At 66.8% G+C, this 18,504-nt stretch carries 20 protein-coding genes and 1 pseudogene; 7 read left to right on the top strand and 14 right to left on the bottom strand.

What is annotated here, in order from left to right:
• Together JVH1_RS24105 and JVH1_RS24100 are read right to left on the bottom strand one after the other, a co-directional pair.
• The gene (locus JVH1_RS24105; protein ID WP_009475305.1) at window positions 1-861 is read right to left on the bottom strand and encodes an SDR family oxidoreductase; all 861 of its coding nucleotides are present in this window, start codon (window positions 859-861) and stop codon (window positions 1-3) included.
• A gap of 76 nt (window positions 862-937) precedes the next feature.
• Window positions 938-2,296: an LLM class flavin-dependent oxidoreductase gene (locus JVH1_RS24100; RefSeq protein WP_009475306.1), complete on the bottom strand. Its 1,359-nt coding sequence runs from the start codon at window positions 2,294-2,296 to the stop codon at window positions 938-940.
• Between the two features lie 223 nt (window positions 2,297-2,519).
• Between JVH1_RS24100 and JVH1_RS24095 the strand changes: the two genes are divergently transcribed.
• The gene (locus tag JVH1_RS24095; protein WP_009475307.1) at window positions 2,520-3,377 is read left to right on the top strand and encodes an SGNH/GDSL hydrolase family protein; all 858 of its coding nucleotides are present in this window, start codon (window positions 2,520-2,522) and stop codon (window positions 3,375-3,377) included.
• A 223-nt stretch (window positions 3,378-3,600) separates the two neighbouring features.
• On the top strand, window positions 3,601-3,906 hold the full coding sequence (locus JVH1_RS24090) for a WhiB family transcriptional regulator (RefSeq protein ID WP_011595325.1): 306 nt from the start codon (window positions 3,601-3,603) through the stop codon (window positions 3,904-3,906).
• Window positions 3,907-3,927: 21 nt separating this feature from the next.
• Here JVH1_RS24090 and JVH1_RS24085 read toward each other — a convergent pair whose 3' ends face one another.
• Window positions 3,928-4,470, bottom strand: a complete 543-nt coding sequence (locus JVH1_RS24085; RefSeq protein WP_009475309.1) for a PadR family transcriptional regulator — start codon at window positions 4,468-4,470, stop codon at window positions 3,928-3,930.
• A gap of 46 nt (window positions 4,471-4,516) precedes the next feature.
• Here JVH1_RS24085 and JVH1_RS24080 point away from each other — a divergent pair, with 46 nt between their 5' ends.
• Window positions 4,517-5,083: a peptide deformylase gene (locus JVH1_RS24080; protein WP_009475310.1), complete on the top strand. Its 567-nt coding sequence runs from the start codon at window positions 4,517-4,519 to the stop codon at window positions 5,081-5,083.
• 138 nt (window positions 5,084-5,221) lie between these two features.
• Here JVH1_RS24080 and JVH1_RS24075 read toward each other — a convergent pair whose 3' ends face one another.
• Complete coding sequence (locus JVH1_RS24075; protein WP_237735134.1) at window positions 5,222-5,878, bottom strand: hypothetical protein; 657 nt, start codon at window positions 5,876-5,878, stop codon at window positions 5,222-5,224.
• Here JVH1_RS24075 and JVH1_RS24070 point away from each other — a divergent pair.
• Window positions 5,869-6,490: pseudogene (locus tag JVH1_RS24070) on the top strand (LuxR C-terminal-related transcriptional regulator). The gene JVH1_RS24075 and the pseudogene JVH1_RS24070 sit on opposite strands and share 10 nt — an antisense overlap.
• Here JVH1_RS24070 and JVH1_RS24065 read toward each other — a convergent pair.
• Window positions 6,468-6,902: a LytTR family DNA-binding domain-containing protein gene (locus JVH1_RS24065; protein ID WP_043779179.1), complete on the bottom strand. Its 435-nt coding sequence runs from the start codon at window positions 6,900-6,902 to the stop codon at window positions 6,468-6,470. The pseudogene JVH1_RS24070 and the gene JVH1_RS24065 overlap by 23 nt on opposite strands.
• Window positions 6,903-6,956: 54 nt before the next feature.
• Window positions 6,957-8,498, bottom strand: coding sequence for a DUF4118 domain-containing protein (locus JVH1_RS24060; RefSeq protein WP_009475314.1), 1,542 nt, complete (start codon window positions 8,496-8,498; stop codon window positions 6,957-6,959).
• Between the two features lie 257 nt (window positions 8,499-8,755).
• Here JVH1_RS24060 and JVH1_RS24055 point away from each other — a divergent pair, with 257 nt between their 5' ends.
• Window positions 8,756-8,989: a hypothetical protein gene (locus JVH1_RS24055; RefSeq protein WP_009475315.1), complete on the top strand. Its 234-nt coding sequence runs from the start codon at window positions 8,756-8,758 to the stop codon at window positions 8,987-8,989.
• On the opposite strand, the gene JVH1_RS24050 is transcribed toward JVH1_RS24055, so the two are convergent.
• The 7 genes from JVH1_RS24050 to JVH1_RS24020 form a co-directional block, all read right to left on the bottom strand.
• A complete protein-coding gene (locus JVH1_RS24050) occupies window positions 8,986-9,585 on the bottom strand; it encodes a hypothetical protein (RefSeq protein WP_009475316.1) in 600 nt (199 codons plus the stop codon). The two genes, JVH1_RS24055 and JVH1_RS24050, sit on opposite strands and share 4 nt — an antisense overlap.
• 19 nt (window positions 9,586-9,604) lie before the next feature.
• Entirely contained in the window at window positions 9,605-10,267 is a 663-nt protein-coding gene (locus JVH1_RS24045) for a TetR/AcrR family transcriptional regulator (RefSeq protein WP_009475317.1), read from the bottom strand.
• An 89-nt stretch (window positions 10,268-10,356) separates the two neighbouring features.
• Window positions 10,357-11,499: an acyl-CoA dehydrogenase family protein gene (locus JVH1_RS24040; RefSeq protein ID WP_009475318.1), complete on the bottom strand. Its 1,143-nt coding sequence runs from the start codon at window positions 11,497-11,499 to the stop codon at window positions 10,357-10,359.
• Window positions 11,500-11,510: 11 nt separating this feature from the next.
• On the bottom strand, window positions 11,511-13,190 hold the full coding sequence (locus JVH1_RS24035) for a class I adenylate-forming enzyme family protein (protein ID WP_009475319.1): 1,680 nt from the start codon (window positions 13,188-13,190) through the stop codon (window positions 11,511-11,513).
• 25 nt (window positions 13,191-13,215) lie between these two features.
• Window positions 13,216-13,950 (bottom strand): SDR family NAD(P)-dependent oxidoreductase, encoded by a 735-nt coding sequence (locus tag JVH1_RS24030; RefSeq protein WP_009475320.1) that lies wholly within the window; start codon window positions 13,948-13,950, stop codon window positions 13,216-13,218.
• 29 nt (window positions 13,951-13,979) lie between these two features.
• The gene (locus JVH1_RS24025) at window positions 13,980-14,774 is read right to left on the bottom strand and encodes an enoyl-CoA hydratase-related protein (RefSeq protein WP_009475321.1); all 795 of its coding nucleotides are present in this window, start codon (window positions 14,772-14,774) and stop codon (window positions 13,980-13,982) included.
• Between the two features lie 123 nt (window positions 14,775-14,897).
• The gene (locus JVH1_RS24020; protein ID WP_009475322.1) at window positions 14,898-16,049 is read right to left on the bottom strand and encodes an acyl-CoA dehydrogenase family protein; all 1,152 of its coding nucleotides are present in this window, start codon (window positions 16,047-16,049) and stop codon (window positions 14,898-14,900) included.
• A gap of 141 nt (window positions 16,050-16,190) precedes the next feature.
• Between JVH1_RS24020 and JVH1_RS24015 the strand changes: the two genes are divergently transcribed.
• Window positions 16,191-17,141, top strand: a complete 951-nt coding sequence (locus tag JVH1_RS24015) for a hypothetical protein (RefSeq protein ID WP_009475323.1) — start codon at window positions 16,191-16,193, stop codon at window positions 17,139-17,141.
• A gap of 132 nt (window positions 17,142-17,273) precedes the next feature.
• The gene (locus JVH1_RS24010) at window positions 17,274-17,885 is read left to right on the top strand and encodes a TetR/AcrR family transcriptional regulator (protein ID WP_005250938.1); all 612 of its coding nucleotides are present in this window, start codon (window positions 17,274-17,276) and stop codon (window positions 17,883-17,885) included.
• Window positions 17,886-17,889: 4 nt separating this feature from the next.
• Here JVH1_RS24010 and JVH1_RS24005 read toward each other — a convergent pair whose 3' ends face one another.
• Window positions 17,890-18,504: a TIGR03086 family metal-binding protein gene (locus JVH1_RS24005; RefSeq protein WP_009475324.1), complete on the bottom strand. Its 615-nt coding sequence runs from the start codon at window positions 18,502-18,504 to the stop codon at window positions 17,890-17,892.

The following is an 18,504-nucleotide window of genomic DNA, read 5'->3' as shown; positions in this document are numbered from 1 at the left end:
CTACGGCGTCTGCGACTGGCGGGCGAGCCGGCGGTCGTAGTCGGCCCGCCCGACGGGGTCGACGGCAGTGAGCGCCCGCCGGTCGTCGATCAGACGGCGGCCGAGATCGAGGAGACGCTCCGGGACCACGGCGTCGATCAGATCCCACCCGGCGAGGTAACGGGGCACAGCGGTTTCGGCGCGACGATGGTCGAGCGTTCGGACGATGGCCTCCGCCACATCCTCCGGGTCGACGGTCGGCATCCCGCCGCCCAGCGGCACACCGGAAGACAGTCCGGTGCGCACCGCGCTGGGAAGGATGGTGCTCACACTGACTCCGGCGGGAGCGAACTCGGCCCGGACGGCGGCGGAGAGTCCCACCGCCCCGAACTTGCTGGCGTTGTAGACGGCCATCCCGGGCACGGGCAGCTTGCCGGCCATGGATGCGACGTTGACGATGTGACCACGCCCGCGCTCGACCATGCCGGGCAACACCATTCGCATCCCGTGCAGCGGACCCCACACGTTGACGTTCATGGTCATCCGGCTGGTTGCGTCGGATTCCTCGAGGAAGCCACCGAGCGGCATGACGCCGGCGTTGTTGACCAGCACGTCGATGCGGTCGCAGTCCGCCAGCACCGCATCGACGAACCGCCGCCACGACTCCGCGGACGTGACATCGACTGTGTACGCGCGGGCACCGATCTCCGCCGCGGTCTCGTCGGCGACCGCGTGATCGAGGTCACCGATGCACACGGTTGCGCCCCTGGCCGCGAACAGTTCGGCGGTGGCGCGACCGATGCCCCGCCCTCCCCCGGTCACGACGACGACAGCGCCGTCCAGGTCGATCCGGGGATAGTTCCGACCGCCGAAGATGCTCATATTTCGGAGACTAGCAGTATCTGAGTTACGTCGGTAGCCCGAATCCCTCCTGGAGATCTCGCTCGACCTGCCGACGTCAGGCGCCGACGGCCACTCCGCGCGGTGCGGGAGTGAGACTCGCGCCGCCCAGACCGAGGTGGTCGCGCAAGGTGCTTCCGGTGTAGTCGGTGCGGAAGAGTCCACGCCGCTGCAACTCGGGAACGACGAGGTCGACGAAGTCGACGAACGTTCCCGGCGCCTGGGCCGCCGACAGGATGTACCCGTCCGCCTCCCCGCCGAGGAATCCTTCCTCGATCTGATCGGCGATCTGCGACGCCGTCCCGACGAACTGCGGCAGCAGCACACCCTGGGCATACAGCTTGCCGATGTCGCGCAACGTGAGGTTGTCCTTGACGCTGAGCCGGCGCGCGACGTCGAACAACCCCTGGGTGCCCGGCACGACGACATCCTCGATCGGGGCGTCGAGGTCGTACTGCGAGAAGTCGTGATCGGTGTGCACCGACATCGTGATCAGGCCGGAGATGGGGTCGGCGAGTTCGTTGTGGAACGCCTGCTTCTCCCGCGCGATCGACTCGGTCTCCCCGACGAACGGCACGAACGACGGGAAGATCTTGATGTCCTCGGGGTTGCGCCCGAAGTTCGATGCACGCGACTTCACGTCGTCGTAGTAGGCCTTGCGGCCCTCACTCGTCGGGTCGATCTCGAAGATCGCCTCCGCCCAGCGGGCAGCGAAGTCCTTACCGACCGAGGAGGACCCGGCCTGGATGATCACGGGACGGCTCTGCGGTGATTGCGGCACCGTCAACGGTCCGCGCGTCTTGAACCACTCGCCCTCGTGGTCGACGGTGCGCACCTTGTCGGGATCGGCGAACACACCCGACGCCTTGTCCTGCACCAGGGCGTCACGATCCCAGCTCCCCCAGAGCTTGAATGCGACCTCGAGGAATTCCTGGGCGCGGTCGTACCGCTCGTCGTGACCGAGGTGGTTCTCGATGCCGAAGTTCTGGGCCTCCGCCTGATTGAGCGAGGTGACGACGTTCCAGCCCGCCCGGCCCCGGGACAGGTGGTCGAGGGTGGCGAAGATCCGCGCCACCTCGTACGGGTGGAAGTAGGTGGTGGACTTGGTGATCGCCAGACCGATCTTCTCGGTCACGTTGGCCAGGCCAGCCGCCACCAGCGAGGGATCGATGGTCGCCGACGCCTGCGTTCCACTGCTCAGCGGGACACGGATGTCGTTGCCGTATCGAACGGGCGTGGCGAGGAGATCGGCGAAGAACAGGAAGTCGAACTTTCCGCGTTCGAGTGTCTGCGCCACGCGCCGGTAGTAATCGGGTCCGAGGTAGTCGGTCTCCGACGCCGGGTGCCGCCAGGCGGCGTGGGAGTGGGTGACGTGCGAGGCGATGAGGAAGCCGGCGAGGTGTAGTTCACGAGACATGGTGTGGCTCCTTGATCGGTCGGAAGTCTTAGTTCAGCCTTCAACAACGCGGCGACGGATGTCACCGATTGGACTCAGCGTGACGCGAAGTCCGCGACTTTCGCAGACTCGCATGGAGCCGAGTCCGTCGAAGTCAGGTCGATATCCGGTGCACCGCAATATGATGAGTAATGACGAAAAACCCGCCGGTCCCCCACCATCCGGTCGTCCTCGAAGCGTTCCCGTGAGGTCGGCGCTGTCGGCGGTCCTCGCCGGGTGCGTGGTGGCGCTCGCACTCCCGTGGTCGCATGTCGCCATTGCCGACGCCGCGCCGGACTCCGCCATCCGGTACGTCGCGTTGGGTGATTCGCGGGCCACCGGGTCGCCTCACGACCCGCTGTCGATTCGAGACGGGTGCTTCCGCACATCGGACGCGTACCCGCAGATCGTCGCCGACACTCTGCGCGCGGCATCCTACGTCAGCCGGGCGTGCGCCGGGGCGAAGACCGAAAACATCACGAATACACCACAATTCACCATCACCGGAGCGCAGCCACCGCAGATCGGGGCACTCCAGCCGGACACGACGCTCGTCACCGTCAGCATCGGGGGAAACGACATCGCCTGGTCGTCCTTGGTGGAACCCTGCTACACATTCGTCCCGGGACTCGACGCGAACTGTCGCTCCGACGCCACCACTGCCCGGCGCATGAACGACGCCCTCACTGTGCTCGGCCCGAAGGTGTCCGCCACCCTGGCTGCGATCACCGGGAAGTCCCCCGCCGCAACGGTGCTCGTGGTGGGGCACGGGGGCATCTTCGGCGACCGCGGTTGCTGGCCCTACATCCCCACGAGCGACGCCGACGCCGCCTTCGTCGTGCAGTTCTTCGTGAAAATGAACGACGTTCTCGCCGACGCGGCGCGGCGCAATGGCGCGTACTTCGTCGACGTGGCCGCCGCCGCGGTGGGACACGATGCGTGCGCCGGATCCGACCGACGGTGGTTCGAAGGCCTCGTACCCCGATCGTTCACCATGCCCCTGCACCCCACCCACGAAGGACTGAGGGCGATGGCGTCGCTCGTCGTCGCGGCCCGTCCATGACCTGCATCGCGGAAACCGGCTTCCACCGGCTCCCGCACCCCGCACTGCTGGACATCCGACCCGGTGGCGCAGGCGAGTGGTCGTCCGGTATACCTTTGAAACAGGCCGTCCGGTTTGTTACTGGAAACGCCCGTAACCGATACCGACGCTCACACGAAGAACATCGATATCTGTTTCCCGACACGTGGCCCTGTTCCACGAGCCGGGAACGGAAGGAACGCAGTTGCTGTTGGCAGAAACGTCACGAACACCGGCCCCCGAGGCCGCACCCGATGCCGAGGACTGGCGCGAGCTGGCCTCATGCCGCGGAGTCGCATCGTCGGTGTTCTTCTCCCCCGACGGCGAGCGCGGTCATGCCCGCGCCCGTCGCGAAGCGAACGCCCAGCAGATCTGCCAGGACTGCCCTGTGCTCACCCAGTGCCGCGACCATGCCCTGGCAGCCGACGAACCGTACGGAATCTGGGGCGGGATGACCGAAGCCGACCGTAGGCGGCACGCCCGACGACTCCGTTCCGGCGGGCGCCGTTGACCGCTTGCTCCTCTCCGCGGATCAGCGTGCCTCCAGCTTGTCGATGTCGGCGAGCACTTTCTTGTGCCAGTCGATCTCGGTCTGGATGCGCATCTTGGCATGGGCGACGATGAGATCGTCCGCCGCACTCTGGTCGGGCCATCGGCGATCGAGCTGGTGATCGAACTGCAGCTCGCGTGCCGCGAGGACCGCGATGCGGTCCTCGACGTAGCCGCGAAGCACCTCTCGGTCGAGGTCTGCGCTCACAGCCAGTGCGAGGTCGACGGGGTCCGGTTTGAGTTCGTACTCGGTGAACGCCTCGTCGCGAAGCGCTCGTAGTTCCCTGGCGCCTTCCGCCGTGATCTCGTACACGGTTCTCGCGGGCAGCGCACCGTCCTGCTCTGTCCGCAACGGCCGGATCAGACCCTCGTCCGCGAGCCGATGCAACGCACCGTAGAGCGACCCGGGCTTCACCTGTGACCACAGTTCGGCTCGATCCAGACGCGCGTCTCGACGCAGTTGGTGACCGTGCATGGGTCCCCGCTTGGCGAGAGCGCCGAGGACGAACAGCCGCGTGGGATTCATGCCATCAGTTCTACCGGAGTACTCATATTTGAGTACCCTCTTTCGCATGGCTATTCGACCGATCCTCATTGCCGGAGACACCAGACTGACCACACCAGCGGTGAGGGTCACCGCGTTCGACAGCGAACTCGCCGCCTTCGTCGACGACCTGCACGAGACCAACACCGCCGCTCACGGGGCCGGACTGGCCGCCAACCAAGTCGGAGACCCGAGAGCAATCTTCGTGTACGACCTGATCGACGACGCCCGACGGCATCGAGGGCACGTCATCAATCCGGTACTCGAGACTTCACCTCTGCCCGAGACCATGCCCGACCCGGACGACCTCGAGGGATGCCTTTCCGTTCCGGGCGAGCGTTACCCGACGGGCCGAGCCGACTGGGCGCGAGTGGTCGGCGTGGACGTCGACAACAAACCGATCTCCGTCGAGTGCACCGGCTATCTGGCCCGCTGCCTGCAGCACGAAACCGATCATCTCGCGGGGCATCTCTACCTCGACCGGCTCATCGGACGCAATCACCGGGCAGCCCGCAAGATGATCAAACAGCGTCAGTGGACCGACACCGGCAATACGTGGGTGCCCGGCGCGGACCGTGATCCCTTCGGCTGGTGACCGGCGGTCCACACCCAACCAGTACGCTCCGAAGTCGTTAGCGCAGAGTCTGTTCAACGGCGATGCCGCGAATGCCCTGGTCGAGTTCCTCGTGATTGTCGCCGTAGACCCTGTGCGGTGTTCCGGGATACACCTCCGCTAGAACCCACCGTGACCGAAGCGACCGAAGTGACCGAAGCCCCCGAATTCGCCGAACCCTCCGTGGAAAGGCCCCACATCCCCCCGTCCGGGTCCGAAAGGACCTGTCGCCCCCGGCCAGCCCCACGGGAAACCCGGATTCGGAAGGTCCGTCACGGGACCTGCATCCGGCACGACGCGAGCAGCAGGTGTAACCACTCCATTGGGTACTGTTGCGGCGGAGGCGGTTCCGGCACCGAGGGCGATCAGCGGCGCGATTGCGGCCACGGCGACCGACGCGCGAATTGCGAACTTGTTCATTGTTCTCACCTTCATTTTCTTTCTGTGCTGCACCGACTTGCGGGGAGCAGGTGATGGGTTGATGATCGAACGACCATTGATGTAAATCGTCGCGGAAACGGTGCCCGTCGTCGCCACTGCCAGCAGGAGCTTGCGGGTGCAACCAGCTGCAATCTCGGTCTTCCAGGTAGCTGCAATTCCATGACTGTTCGGTGTGTGCAAGACGGCGTCATGCGTGTCGGGCCGGGGGCCGATGAAGTATTCTCGAAGTCGGTCGCTCCGACGGTGATCGGGCGTTTTTCTCACAAACGGGGAAACTCGGGGTCGACGATGGCCGAATTCCAGGCGGAAGTCCGGAGAGCGGTCCGGTGACGACACGGCTGCGCGTGATCCTGGCCGAAGACGACGTCCTGCTCCGCGAGGGTGTGGCGAGCCTGCTCACCCGCTCCGGCTTCGACGTCCTGGAACAGGCAGGCGACGCAACCACACTCCTCGACCTGGTCCGGGAGCGAGCGCCCGACCCACACCACCGAAGGCCTCGACGCAGCCCGGGCGATCCGCGACGAATTCCCCGAAGTCGGCATCCTGGTCCTGTCGGCGCACGCCGCCGTACACGCGATGGAGCTACCGGCCAGCGGCCGGGGAATCGGCTACCTGCTCGAGAGCCGCATCACCGACGTGGACGATTTCATCGATACTCTCCAGCGCATCGCCGCGGGGGCCTCCGTCGTCGACCCTGCGCTGGTTCAGGAGTTGGTTTCCGCCCGCAGGCGCAACGACCCGCTCGCCGCACTCAGTGCGCGGGAGCGGGAGGTACTGGCCCTCATGGCGGAAGGACGTTCCAATGCCGGCATCGCTCGCCGGGTGTGGGTCACCGAAGGCACCGTCGAGAAACACGTACGCAGCATCCTCACCAAACTGAACCTCCCGGAGACCGGCGACGATCACCGACGAGTACTCGCGGTCGTCACCTTCCCCGAGGCCCGCTGACCGGGGCCACCCGCTCCCCTTCGGTTCCGTCACCGGCGCGGAGCACGTCCCGGATCGCATCGGACGACAGATCGGACTTCGACACGAAGCCCACCGCGGGGCTCCCGGCGATCAAGTCCGCCAGGTCCTGCTCGGCGTGGGTGGAAATCAGGATCACCGCGCCCGGGTACGGCTCGTCGTCGAGCCGCTCCGCGAGGTCGAATCCGCTCTCCGGTCCGAGTTCGACGTCGACGAGGATGACATCGGGCTGCAACTCCGCGGCCGACCGGACCGCGTCGGCGGTGTTCGACGCCGTACCGACCACCGTGATGCCCTGCTGCTCGAGCAGTCGCCGGGCAGTATCCGAGAAACGTGGGCTGTCGTCGACGATCAGGCACCGTGGACGACCGAGTTGCAACACCATGAGTTCCATGGTCGACCCGGTACTCACCGGTACGCATTCCCGCTAACAGGAAGATCTCCTCGGTCACTCGCCGACGACCGGGATGGTGATGTCCAGCGTGGTCCCGTGACCGGGTGGACTCGTGATCCGCATGTGGCCGCCGAGTGCCTCGACACGGTCGTGCAGTCCGATGAGCCCGGAGCCCGCACCGGACGAGGCGCCGCCGACGCCGTCGTCCCCGATCACCAGGTGCAGAGTGCCGTCCTCCGCCCGCAGGGACACGGCCACCTCGGAGGCGCGGGCGTGCTTGGCGGCATTGGTGAGCGCCTCGGCGACCACATAGTAGGCGGCCACCTCGACCGATTCGGTGAACCGGCCCTCGAGCGCGACATCGAGAGCAACGGGGACCGCCGAACGACGGGCCAGCGTCCGCACCGCCGATCCCAGCCCGCCCTTCGACAGGATCGCCGGATGGATTCCGTGCGAGAGCTCTCGCAGATCCTCCGACACGCCCGTGAGCCCCGACGCGATGGCCGACAACTGCTCCCTCACGTCCACCCACTCGGCCGGCACCGACGCCTCCGCCATACGCACCTCCAGTCCCAACGACACCAGCCGCTGCTGGGCCCCGTCGTGCAGATCGCGTTCCAGGCGGCGCCGCGCGTCGTCGGCCGCCGCGACGATCCTGGCCCGCGAGGCGATCAGTTCGGCACGGGTTGCCGCATTGGCGATCGCGGTCGCGACGAGATCGGCGAAATCACCGAGTCGGGTCTCGGTGTCCGCGGGCAGCGGCTCGGTGCGCCGCGATCCGACGATCGCCGCGCCCCACACCCGTCCGTCCACGACGATCGGGACTCCCACGATCGATCCGAAGCCCTCGGCACGAATGCGCGTCGCGACTGCCCCACCGACGTGTGCGTGGTTGTCGATCCTGGCCCCGTGGCCGGTGCGCAATACGATCGCCCCGACGTCGTCGCCCTCCGTCGAGATCGTGTCGCCGGTGACAGGCATCCGACTTTCCCCCGGCTCGTATCGAACGGCGACCAACGTCCCGGTTCCGTCTCCCTCGTAGCGAAGCAACATAGCGTCGACCACATGCAGCCACAGCGCGAGTTCTTCGGCCACCGCTGTGAACACCTCTGTCGGGCTCACACCACGCGCTGCCAATGTTGCCACTCTGCGTAGTGCGGCCTGGTGTTCGGCGAGGATCGCGAGTTCGTCCCGGCTCGCCTCTGCCTCTCGGCGCCGCAATACCGCTTCCGCTGTGCGCAATCTGGCCTGCCCCGCCATGAGGTTGGCTACGAGCGCGACGGGCAGGAAGACCACGACGGCCACCCAGTCGCTCGCTTTGGCCGGAAGGAGGGTGCCCTCCACCTGGAGGTGGAAGTAGACGTAGACGAGTGCGCTCACCAGCGTCGTCATCACCGACAGCGCGAATCCCCACCGGGCCGAGACCACCAGAACTCCGAGCAGGAACACCGCACCGAATGCATTCTGCGGCGCGACCTGGTCGAGTTGATGCACCACAACCGTTTCCACGGTGATCACGGTGGCGGCGACCACGATCCCCAGCCACAACGGCGGGGTGGTCGGGCGCACCAGGAGCGATATCAGACGTGCAGGCATCTGGTGCGCGTCCGCATCGAAAACCGCCCGTGGGGACGCTGCGCCGCGCCGCGGCAGCGCTCCGATTGACCGCCGTGACCACTGTCGCGTCATCGTGCATGCTCGGATCAGTCGTGGAGTTCTCGGACAGACCTCGATGAGCATCATATCGAGCTGCCGGTCCGGTCTCATCCGATCGAGTTCCCGTCACTCGGCTGACACCCGCCGATGTCGCTACGCTGGGCCTAGGCCGATGCAGTAGACCTTGGGAGGAAGCGGTGGTAGCCGTACAGATACAGGTGGGCGATCTGGTGCAGGCGTCCGGTCACGCCGGTCCCTGGCTGGTGGTCGAGGTCAGCAAGGGCATGGCGTCGCTGCAGCATCCCGACGGACATCGGCTCTCGGTTCGGACGACCACCCTGTCCGTGGTGCACAAGGCGACGAGCCCGGCAGGCGAGGTCGAACCGGCCGACCGGGAACAGCCGGGTGAGGCCCCCACCCTCTTCGACTAGTCGACGATCGTGGTGACGATCGACGTGGCAGCCGGGGTCCGCGGCGTCGAGCCGAACCCGAAGCGGACGGGCGGATCCACGGGCCGCAACGGGCCGAGGTCCCGGCCGCGCCAGGATCCGGACATTCCCACCAGCCGCCGCTGATCGACGGCGCCGTAGTACTCGCGACGCCCGTTGCCTGCGGTGCCACGGGTGCGCACACCGCGGAGAGCGACGCGGGCGATCGGGTCGCTGACCACACAGAACCACGGTGCACTCGCGACGGCGCGCGGAATCACGTTCAGCAGGCGCCCGAGCATGGTGCGGGCGCCGACTTGGACGCTCACGCGCAGGTCCCCGGCCTCGACGGTCCGACTGCCGCCGGACCGCGAGCGCCGCACAGGCGTGATCACGGTCTCTTCGAAGACGTAGGTCGCGGTGACGAAGTCACGCACCGCGTCGGACGGGGCGAGGAGCACGCGGTGACCGTCGGCGAGTTCGACCATGACGTCCGTGAACTCACCGAACGGCGATCGCGACCAGTGTCCGACGACGATGCGCACGCCCGAGCCGGTGCCCAGGCCCGTGATCTCCCCGTCGAACTGCCATCGGGTCATCCGGCCAGCGTATGCGCGGTCACTCCGTCAGGTGTCGGTACGTGTCGGCGCTCCGGTCCGACAGCACGGTGCGGAGAATGAATCGTGTTTGCGCCGTGATGTATTGGTCCACCGTGTAGCGGGCCGCGAAGTGCCAGTGCTTGAGCGCCCACCCGTGCGCGAGCATCATCATGTCGAACGTCGTCAGGTCGACGTCGAGATCGCTCGCGATACCCGCGGCGATCGCGGCGTCGAGGGCGTCGTGGAGCGGCTTGGACGTCGCCACCTCGAGTTCCTTGATCCGCTCACGCCCGTCCTGGTCGAGTGTCCGACTCTCGCGGTACGTCAGCACGACGGCATCCAGATTCTCGTCGACGATCTCCACATAGCGCCGGAACCCGGCCACGAGCCGCTCGACGGGGTCGGTTCCCGCTGCGTCCATCGCGGGTTCGAGCTGATCGCGGAAGGCGTCGAGGATCTCGACGATCGTGGCGAGGAGGATGTCCTCCTTGCCGCCGAAGTACTTGTAGATCAGCCCGACACTCACCTGGGCCTCGTCGGCCAGCGCCTGCATGGACATCTGGTGGAAGCCGGTCCGCTGCATCACGGTGACCGCGGCGTCGAGCACCTGGCGTCGCCTCGAGCTGACGCGGACGGCGCGGACGGCTTCGTCGAGTGGAAGGGCGGGCGTGTCCTTCGCCATGACAGATGACCTCTCCTTGCTGGCAGAACCTGCGGTGAACGAGTATTCACAGTATCCCGCACGGGTCCGGATCCGCAGTCGGGCCCGGGTCAGATACCGAGATCCTTCGCCACGATGGTCTTCATGATCTCGGTGGTACCGCCGTAGATCGTCTGGATCCGGGAGTCCACGAACGCGCGCGCCACCGCGTACTCGCGCATGTACCCGTAGCCGCCGTGCAGCTGCAGGCAGCGGTCGGCGACGCGAACCTGCAGTTCGGTGGTCCACCACTTGAGCCGCGCCGCACGGGCCGGCGTCAGCTCTCCGCGTACGTGCTGCCGGATGCAGTCGTCGAGATAGGTGCGGGCCAGATCGAGTTCCGTGGCCAGTTCCGCGAGAACGAACTGGGTGTTCTGGAAACCGGCGATCGGCTTTCCGAAGGCGCTGCGTTCCTTCACGTATTCCAGGGTCTGCTCGAGTACGCCCTCGGCGGCCGAGACCGCGCCGACGGACAAGGACAGTCGCTCCTGCGGCAGATTGTGGACGAGCTGATAGAAACCTTGCCCCTCCTCGCCGAGGAGGTTGGCGACCGGCACGCGCATGTCGGTGAACGTCAGCTCGCTCGTGTCCTGGGCGTGCAGCCCGATTTTCTCGAGGTTGCGGCCCCGGGAGAACCCCGGTGTGTCGGATTCGACGACGAGCAGCGAGAGCCCCTTGTGTTTGTCCGCCGACGTGCGCACGGCGACGACGAAGAGTGTGCCGTTCTGACCGTTGGAGATGAACGTCTTGCTGCCGTTCACCACGTAATGGTCGCCGTCGCGCACTGCCGTGGTGCGGATTCCGGTGAGGTCGCTGCCGGTGCCCGGCTCGGTCATCGCGATACCGAGAATTGTCTCACCGGTGACGGTTCCGGGAAGCCAGCGAGCCTTCTGCTCCTCGGTCGTCATGTCCGTCAGGTACGGCAGCACGACGTCGTTCTGCAGAGAGAACGCGATGCCCGCGGCGGCGGCGCCCACCCTGTTGACCTCGTCGACGACGATCGCGTTGTAGCGGAAGTCCTCGACGCCGGGGCCGCCGTAGGCTTCGGGAACCGGGAAACCCAGCAGCCCCTGCTTACCCGCGTCGGTGAACAGTGCCGGGTCGAGGCAGCTTTCACTTTCCCACTGCTCGTGCCGCGGGACGATCCGCTCGCGCACGAAGCTGCGGACACTATCGCGGAACTGGTGGTGCTCGGACTCGAATTCGATGGTCATGACGGTGTCCTTTACGAGCTCAGGGTGTGGGATCCGCGGGCACTCGGGACGACAAATTCCCCGCTCTCGAATTCCCGGCGCGCGGTGTCGGTGGCCTTGTAGTGCAACTTCTTTCCCGTCGCTGACACGGGGAGTGACTCCACGAAGCGGTAGGCGCGGGGGCGCTTGAACTGCGACAGCATCGGGTGCCTGCGGCAGAAGTCGTCCAGATCGTCCGCGGAGGGGGCCGGTGCGGCGGTGACGACGTATGCGACGACGACCTGCCCCCACTTGTCGTCGGGAACCCCGACCACCAGCGAATCCGTGACCGCCGGATGTTCGCCCAGCGCTTCCTCGATCTGCACGGGGTGCACGTTCTCGCCGCCGGACAGGAGCATGTCGTCCTTGCGGCCGACGATCGTCACGAACTCCTTGCCGTCCCACGTGGCCAGATCGCCGATGTGGAGCCAGCCGTTCCGGAACTTCCGTCTCTCCTGTTCCGGGGCATCGAAGTAGGCGTTGGCGCCCTTCGGTGAGCGGACGATGACCTCACCGATCTCGGTGCCGTCCTTGGCTACCGTCTCGTGAGCGTCGGCGAGGCGGTCGTCGAACAGCCGGACCACGGCGACGTCGTCGTCGATGCAGGCCCGCCCGGCGGTCCCGGCCATTTCCGGCAGATCGGTGGGCCGGAGGAAGGTGTTCCAGAATCCTTCGGTGCTGCCGTACCCGTTGAAGATGCGGGGATTCAGCACCTTCTGATAGTGCAGTGCCGCTTCCCGTTCGAGGGGCGCGCCCATCGTCACGATGCCGTTGAGGCTCGACAGGTCGCGGGGCTTCTTCTCCTGTGCGCGAGCGAGCATCGCCAGGTTGGTCGGGGCACCGATCAGGAACGTCAGCCCGTACTCCTCGACGTAGTCGAGGGTGACCTCGGCGTCGAAGCTGCGCTGCGCCACCAGCGAGGCGCCGAGATAGAACGTGGGATTCGGCCCGGCGCAGTACAGTCCGCCGCGGTGGAACCACGGCGTCATGTTCAGGGTCTTGTCTTCCGCGGTCATCGGGAAGTGCATGATCACGTCGTGGGCGCTGAAGATCTCGATCATGCTGTTCAGCGGAACCCCCTTGGGCATCCCTGTGGTTCCGGACGTGAACAACCGGGTGGTTTCGTCCCACACCGTGCGACTCACGTTCGGCGGTGAGGCCGACTCCGCCACCAGTTCTTCGAAGCGAATCACCTCGAAACCGTTTCCCGGCAGTGGTTCTCCGGATCCGACGGCGACGACGAGCGCAGGCTTGTGTGTGGCGCGCGACAAAGCATCCCGCACCATCTCGCCGATCTCGGTGTCGTAGACGAACACCGTAGGGCGGTTCGCGTCGAGGATGCACGCCGTCTCCCCGGATGCGAGCCGGAAGTTCATCGGGGCTCCGACCGCACCGCAGGCCTGCCCCGCCAGGTAGAGCTGGGCGAATTCGGGACCGTTGAACAACTGGTAGGCCACGACGTCGCCCGGTGCGACGCCGGCGTGGGCAAGCCCGGTGGCGAGCCGGTCGACGCGATCACCGAGTTCGGCGTACGTCCAGCTCTCGCCGGCCGACGGGGACTGCATCGCGAGTCGATCGGCATACCGGTGGGTGTTACGCCGGAAACCGTTCAGATAGGTGAAATCGTGCTCGAAGTACTGACGATAGGCGTGAGCATCGTACGTGTACGTCATGATGAGTCCTCCGTCCCGGTGCCGGTCAGCCGGCCATGGTGAGGCCACCGCTGACGCTGATCACCTGGCCCGTGATGAACGATGCGGATTCGGACGCGAAGAACAGGACCGGCGCCGCCACTTCCTCGGGGCGCGCGAGCCGCCGGAACGGAATAGCCTTCACCAGAGCCTCTTTGAGTTTCTCGGCCTGCGCCTGGAACAGCGGGGTGTCGGTCGGACCGGGGCACACGCAGTTCACGTTGATCCGGTACCGGGCCATCTCCCGGGCGAGCGACTTCGACAGCGCGATCACACCGCCCTTCGCACCGGCGTAGATGCTCTCCCCCGCACTCCCGACACGGCCGGCATCGCTCGCGAGGTTGACGACGCGCCCGCCGTTCCCCGCCTCCACCATGCCGGGGAGGAATGCACTGCACATGTGCACGGGCCCGAGGTAATTGATGGCGACGACCTTCTCCGCGAATTCGGTTGTGGCGTTGAGGAACTGGTCGGTGCGATCCCATCCCGCCGCGTTGACGAGAACGTTCGCGACACCGACCTCGGCCGTCACCCGGTCCCGCAGGGCATCGACCTGTACCCGGTCGGCGACGTCGACGGTCATCGGAAAGAGCCGGTCGGGCCGGTCGGCTGCCGTCTTCTCCGCGGCCTGCAGGTCGAGGTCGGCGACGACCACTGTGTCGCCCTGCTCGGCGAGCGCGAGCGCGATGGCGCGGCCGATGCCGGATCCCGCGCCGGTGACCACTGCGATGGTGTTGCTCATGGTTGTTCCCACTTCCCGTGCTGTCGGACTCAGGCGTTCACGTATTTGTTGAAATCGGGCTTGCGCTTCTCCGCGAACGCCGCCGCCCCCTCGAGACCCTCGGGTGAGTGCGTGAACAGGTCCAGCGCAGACATCGCGAGGTTGCTCAGTCCGGCCTGGTGGTCGGTGTCGGCGTTGAACGACTGCTTCAGGAAACGCAGGGTTGTGGGGCTCTTCTCGGCGATCTCCGCGGCGACGGCCTTGGCCTCGTCGAGCAGTCGGTCGGCGGGGACCACCCAGTTGACCAGGCCCCATCGTTCGGCGGTGACGGCGTCGTACTGGCGGCAGAGGTACCAGATCTCCCGGGCGCGCTTCTCGCCGACGACGCGCGCCAGGAACGCGGACCCGAAGCCTGCATCGAACGAACCGACTCGGGGACCCGCCTGGCCGAACTTCGCGGTCTCGGACGCGATGGTGAGGTCGCAGAGCACGTGGAGCACATGCCCCCCGCCGACGGCGATGCCGTTCACCGCCGCAATGACGGGCTTGGGGACGTCGCGGATCAGTTTGTGCAGGTTGCCGATTTCGAACATTCCGCTCTCGGTCGGGCCGTAGTCGCCGGTCTCCGCGCGCTGCTTGACGTCGCCGCCGGTGCAGAACGCCTTCTCCCCCGTACCGGTGAGGATGATCGCCTGCACCGCGTCGTCGGCCCACGCCGAGCGGAAAGCCTTGATCAGCTCCTCGACGGTCTTGCCACGAAAGGCGTTGTAGCGCGCGGGGCGGTTGATCGTCACGACCGCAGCCGGGCCGTCGACCTCGTAGGTGATGTCTTCGTAGTCGGTCACGGTGATTCCTCTCTGTGAATTGTGCAATGAGGTTGCGTTCATGAATTGTGAACAGCTATTCGATACGATTGAACGTACATTCACGCCGAAGTATGTGTCAAGGGTCACTCGGCGCTCGGTGCGCTACAGGAAAGCGCTGACCCCGGTCTCCGCACGGCCGATCAGCAGCTTCTGGATCTGACTGGTGCCCTCGTAGAGCGTCATCACCCGCGCGTCACGCAGGTACTTGGCGACGGGATACTCGTCGACGTACCCGTACCCCCCGAAGATCTGAATTGCGTTGTTGGCGGCGCGAACCGCGGCCTCGCTGCAGAAGTACTTCGCCTTGGACGCAGCCGTCCCGAACGGTTCACCGCGCTCGATCAGGTCGGCCGCCCGCCAGGTGAGCAGCCTCCCCGCGTCGGCGTCGACGGACATGTCGGCGATCAGGTCCTGCACGAGCTGGAACGAGGCGAGCGGACGGTTGAACTGCGTGCGCTCGCGGGAGTAGTCGACCGCAGCCTCGAGGCAGCCCTGGATGATTCCGACGCAACCCGCACCCACCGAGACACGGCCCTTGTCCAGCGAGTGCATGGCAATGGAGAAACCCTGCCCCTCGGATCCGAGCAGGCAACTCGCCGGCACGCGCACGTCCGTGAAGGACAACTCGGCCGTCGCCTGCCCGCGCAGTCCGAGCTTTCCGTGGATCTCGTGCGATGCGAATCCCGGGGTGTCCGTCGGAACCAGAAAAGCCGAAACCCCCTTGGGCCCCGGACCTCCGGTGCGCGCGAACACCAGGCACAGCTTCGCCCACGTGCCGTTGGTGATGAAGATCTTGGAACCGTTGATGACGTAGTCGTCGCCGCTGCGTACCGCCCGGGTCTTCAGGTTGCCGGGGTCGGAACCGTTGTCCGGCTCGGTGAGCCCGAAACAGGCGAGCGCCTCACCGGACGCGATGCGGGGCAGCCATTCGCGCTTCTGATCCTCGGTGCCGTGCGACAGGATCACCTTGCCCACGAGCCCCATCGACACCGACACGATGCCCCGGACCGCGGAGTCCGCCCGCCCGAGTTCCTCCATGCCGAGGCAGTACGTGATGTAGTCGCCGCCGAGGCCGCCGTACTCCTCCGGAATTGTCATGCCGAAGAAGCCGATGTCGGCCAGTTTCTCGACGATCGCGGTGTCGACCGATTCGGCGCGGTCCCACGCGGCGCGGTGCGGGACGACCTCTTTGTTCAAGAAGTCGCGGGCCAGCTGCCGGAACTCCTCCTGCTCCGCGGTCAGTGTCAGGTCCATGGATACTCCTCGATGCCGTGTTGAATACACGATCACTATTTGTGAGCAAATACTCACTTCGAGTGAAGCTATATTCACCCCGGGGTGTCGTCAACCCCCGACCACTGGCCCGGTGCCGCATCGGCTGAGTAGGCTCGACTCATGCCGATCACCTGGTCGGACGAGGTCGATGACGTCATTGGCGGCGATCTGACCTGCGGGTTCGCGTATATCACGCCCGCAGGCGGGGCCGTGGTGACTGCGGTGGCGCCCCTCGGGCTGCGCGACCGCGAGCGGGGAACGGTCGGCTTCACCACCTCACTGGGGTTCGGCCGCAAGCTCGAACGCATCACCGGTGAGCCCCGGGTGGCGCTCGCCTACCACGCCCGCGAGCACGGGATCGGCGACTCCACCAATCAGCGCTACGTGCTCGTGCAGGGAGACGCGACGTTCGACCCCACCCCCGACCCGGAACTACTCGAAGACATCGGCCGGCGCTCGACCCCCTACACGGGCGAGCCACGCCGCGGCGTGTTCTGGGACCGGTGGCTCAGCGCGTACTACGCCGACCGGGTACCGGTGACCGTGACGGTGACACGAGTAGTCGCCTGGCCCGACCTGCACCTGACCGGTCCGCCCGAGGTGTTCGGCGCACCGCTGCCCGCGGTCGACGCGGAAACCCAGACCCCGCCGAAGAAGGGCACCGGCCCCCGCGTGGATGCGACCAAGACCGGGGAGCGCGCGGCGAAGCTGTCGCACCGGCTGCTCGCCTACCGTCAGGCGGACGGCTATCCGGCCGTCGTACCGGTCGACGTGACCTCTGCGAGCAGCGAGGGCGTGCGTCTGACAGTGCCCGCAGGAGTGCCGCAGGGCGGCCGCCGCGCAGGGCTGCTCGCCCACGCCTATCGCGCCGAGCTCGTCGGCCTCGAGTCGCGTCAGAACACCGGCTGGATCGAGGTCACGGGCACCGAGGCGCTGTATGCACCCCACACCCAGGCCGGGTTCGCGGCGCCGCCGAACAAGACCCTCCTGCTCCTCGCCAACGGCTTTCTGGCCCGGCGGGGGCTGGCGAAGGCCCGCAAGGAGGGCCGGACCCAGACCATGGGCCGCTGATTCGGACGCCGCAGGTGGTTCACCGCCGAGGCGCCCGTCGCGGTATTCTCACTTCAACCGAACCTTCGGTCGGCTACCGTGGATGACGGCGCACCGATGCGGCGGAGTTCTGCACCTGGAAGGATTGTGCGCATGACTACGGCACGCCCCGCACGGAAGACCGGATCGCCCGGACGTCCCGGCTACGACCTCGACTCGCTGCTCGCTGTCGCTGTCAAGGTCTTCAACGACAAGGGTTACGACGGCACCAGCATGGAGGTGCTGGCCCAGCGCCTGGGAATCACGAAGTCGTCGATCTATCACCACGTGTCCGGGAAGTCGGAGCTGCTCGAACTGGCACTGTCGCGGGCGCTCAACGCCCTCTTCGCGGTCACCACCGAGGAGAAGGCGACGAGCGGCCGGTACATCGACCGTCTCGAATACCTCGTCCGCCGCAGCGTCGAGGTCCTCGCCGCCGAACTTCCCTACGTGACGCTCCTCCTGCGCGTTAGGGGCAACACCGCGGTGGAGCGTCGCGCGCTTGCCCGCCGCCGCGAGTTCGACGCGTTCGTCAGCGATCTCGTCGTCGCGGCGGCGGAAGAGGGAGACCTGCGGCCGGGCATCGATCCCGCGCTCACCAGCCGGCTCGTGTTCGGCACGGTCAACTCGCTGATCGAGTGGTACCGCCCGCGCACCGGCGGGACGGTCGCCGACCTCGCGGACGCCGTCGTCGAGCTGACGTTCGATGGGCTACGCCGCACCTGAGCTGTCAGGCCTCCCAGTCGGGCGTGCGCCCGAGGTACCGCAGCAAGTCGGCGACCTCGTCGCCGTCCGATCCGTCGACCACCGGGGCGTACGCACCGTACTGCCGTAGCGGCTCGACGATCTCGCGCGCCACGAACAGGAGCTCAGTGGCCACCAAGGGAGACAGGGGCGACGGCTGCCCGGTCGCGACGGCGATGTCCCAGGCGTGCACGGCGGCGTCGAGGGCGCACGCTCCCGCACCGATCCGCGGGGCGAGTGCGCCTTGCGGCAGCGGGGTCGCGACCAACTCGGCGGTTGCGTCGATGCCCGCCCACGCGTCTGCCGCGGCCAGGAGCGAGGTGTCGAGGAATTCCAGGGGGTCCGCGTCGAGGGTTCCCGACGGAGCGAACGGATTCTCGGCAGGACCTGGGCCTCCCGTAATCGCGGCGGCGAAGGCGAGTTGATCGCCCGCCGCATGCTGCAGCACCTGGGTCACCGTCCACTGTTCGCACGGCGTCGGGCGGGTCCAGCCGTCGGCGTCCACTCCACGCACCACCGTCCGCAGCATCGCGTGCGCGGCATTCAGCACGTCCCACGTCGTCGAGTTCTTCGTGGCCTGATCGAGCCCGTCGTTGGTCAT

Origin of the sequence: Rhodococcus sp. JVH1, from assembly GCF_000280725.2 — a bacterium.
In the GTDB taxonomy this organism is placed as follows: Bacteria; Actinomycetota; Actinomycetes; order Mycobacteriales; family Mycobacteriaceae; genus Rhodococcus_F; species Rhodococcus_F jostii_A.
This window is presented reverse-complemented; position numbering and strand designations above follow the sequence as displayed.

Coding starts and splice junctions, on each gene's coding strand:
- JVH1_RS24060 (WP_009475314.1), bottom strand. CDS start 8,498: ATGCCTGCACGTCTGATATCGCTCCTGGTGCGCCCGACCACCCCGCCG.
- JVH1_RS24045 (WP_009475317.1), bottom strand. CDS start 10,267: ATGGCGAAGGACACGCCCGCCCTTCCACTCGACGAAGCCGTCCGCGCC.
- JVH1_RS24015 (WP_009475323.1), top strand. CDS start 16,191: ATGCCGATCACCTGGTCGGACGAGGTCGATGACGTCATTGGCGGCGAT.
- JVH1_RS24100 (WP_009475306.1), bottom strand. CDS start 2,296: ATGTCTCGTGAACTACACCTCGCCGGCTTCCTCATCGCCTCGCACGTC.
- JVH1_RS24040 (WP_009475318.1), bottom strand. CDS start 11,499: ATGACCATCGAATTCGAGTCCGAGCACCACCAGTTCCGCGATAGTGTC.
- JVH1_RS24005 (WP_009475324.1), bottom strand. CDS start 18,504: ATGACCAACGACGGGCTCGATCAGGCCACGAAGAACTCGACGACGTGG.
- JVH1_RS24050 (WP_009475316.1), bottom strand. CDS start 9,585: ATGACCCGATGGCAGTTCGACGGGGAGATCACGGGCCTGGGCACCGGC.
- JVH1_RS24010 (WP_005250938.1), top strand. CDS start 17,274: ATGACTACGGCACGCCCCGCACGGAAGACCGGATCGCCCGGACGTCCC.
- JVH1_RS24035 (WP_009475319.1), bottom strand. CDS start 13,190: ATGACGTACACGTACGATGCTCACGCCTATCGTCAGTACTTCGAGCAC.
- JVH1_RS24105 (WP_009475305.1), bottom strand. CDS start 861: ATGAGCATCTTCGGCGGTCGGAACTATCCCCGGATCGACCTGGACGGC.
- JVH1_RS24030 (WP_009475320.1), bottom strand. CDS start 13,950: ATGAGCAACACCATCGCAGTGGTCACCGGCGCGGGATCCGGCATCGGC.
- JVH1_RS24080 (WP_009475310.1), top strand. CDS start 4,517: ATGGCTATTCGACCGATCCTCATTGCCGGAGACACCAGACTGACCACA.
- JVH1_RS24085 (WP_009475309.1), bottom strand. CDS start 4,470: ATGAATCCCACGCGGCTGTTCGTCCTCGGCGCTCTCGCCAAGCGGGGA.
- JVH1_RS24065 (WP_043779179.1), bottom strand. CDS start 6,902: ATGGAACTCATGGTGTTGCAACTCGGTCGTCCACGGTGCCTGATCGTC.
- JVH1_RS24020 (WP_009475322.1), bottom strand. CDS start 16,049: ATGGACCTGACACTGACCGCGGAGCAGGAGGAGTTCCGGCAGCTGGCC.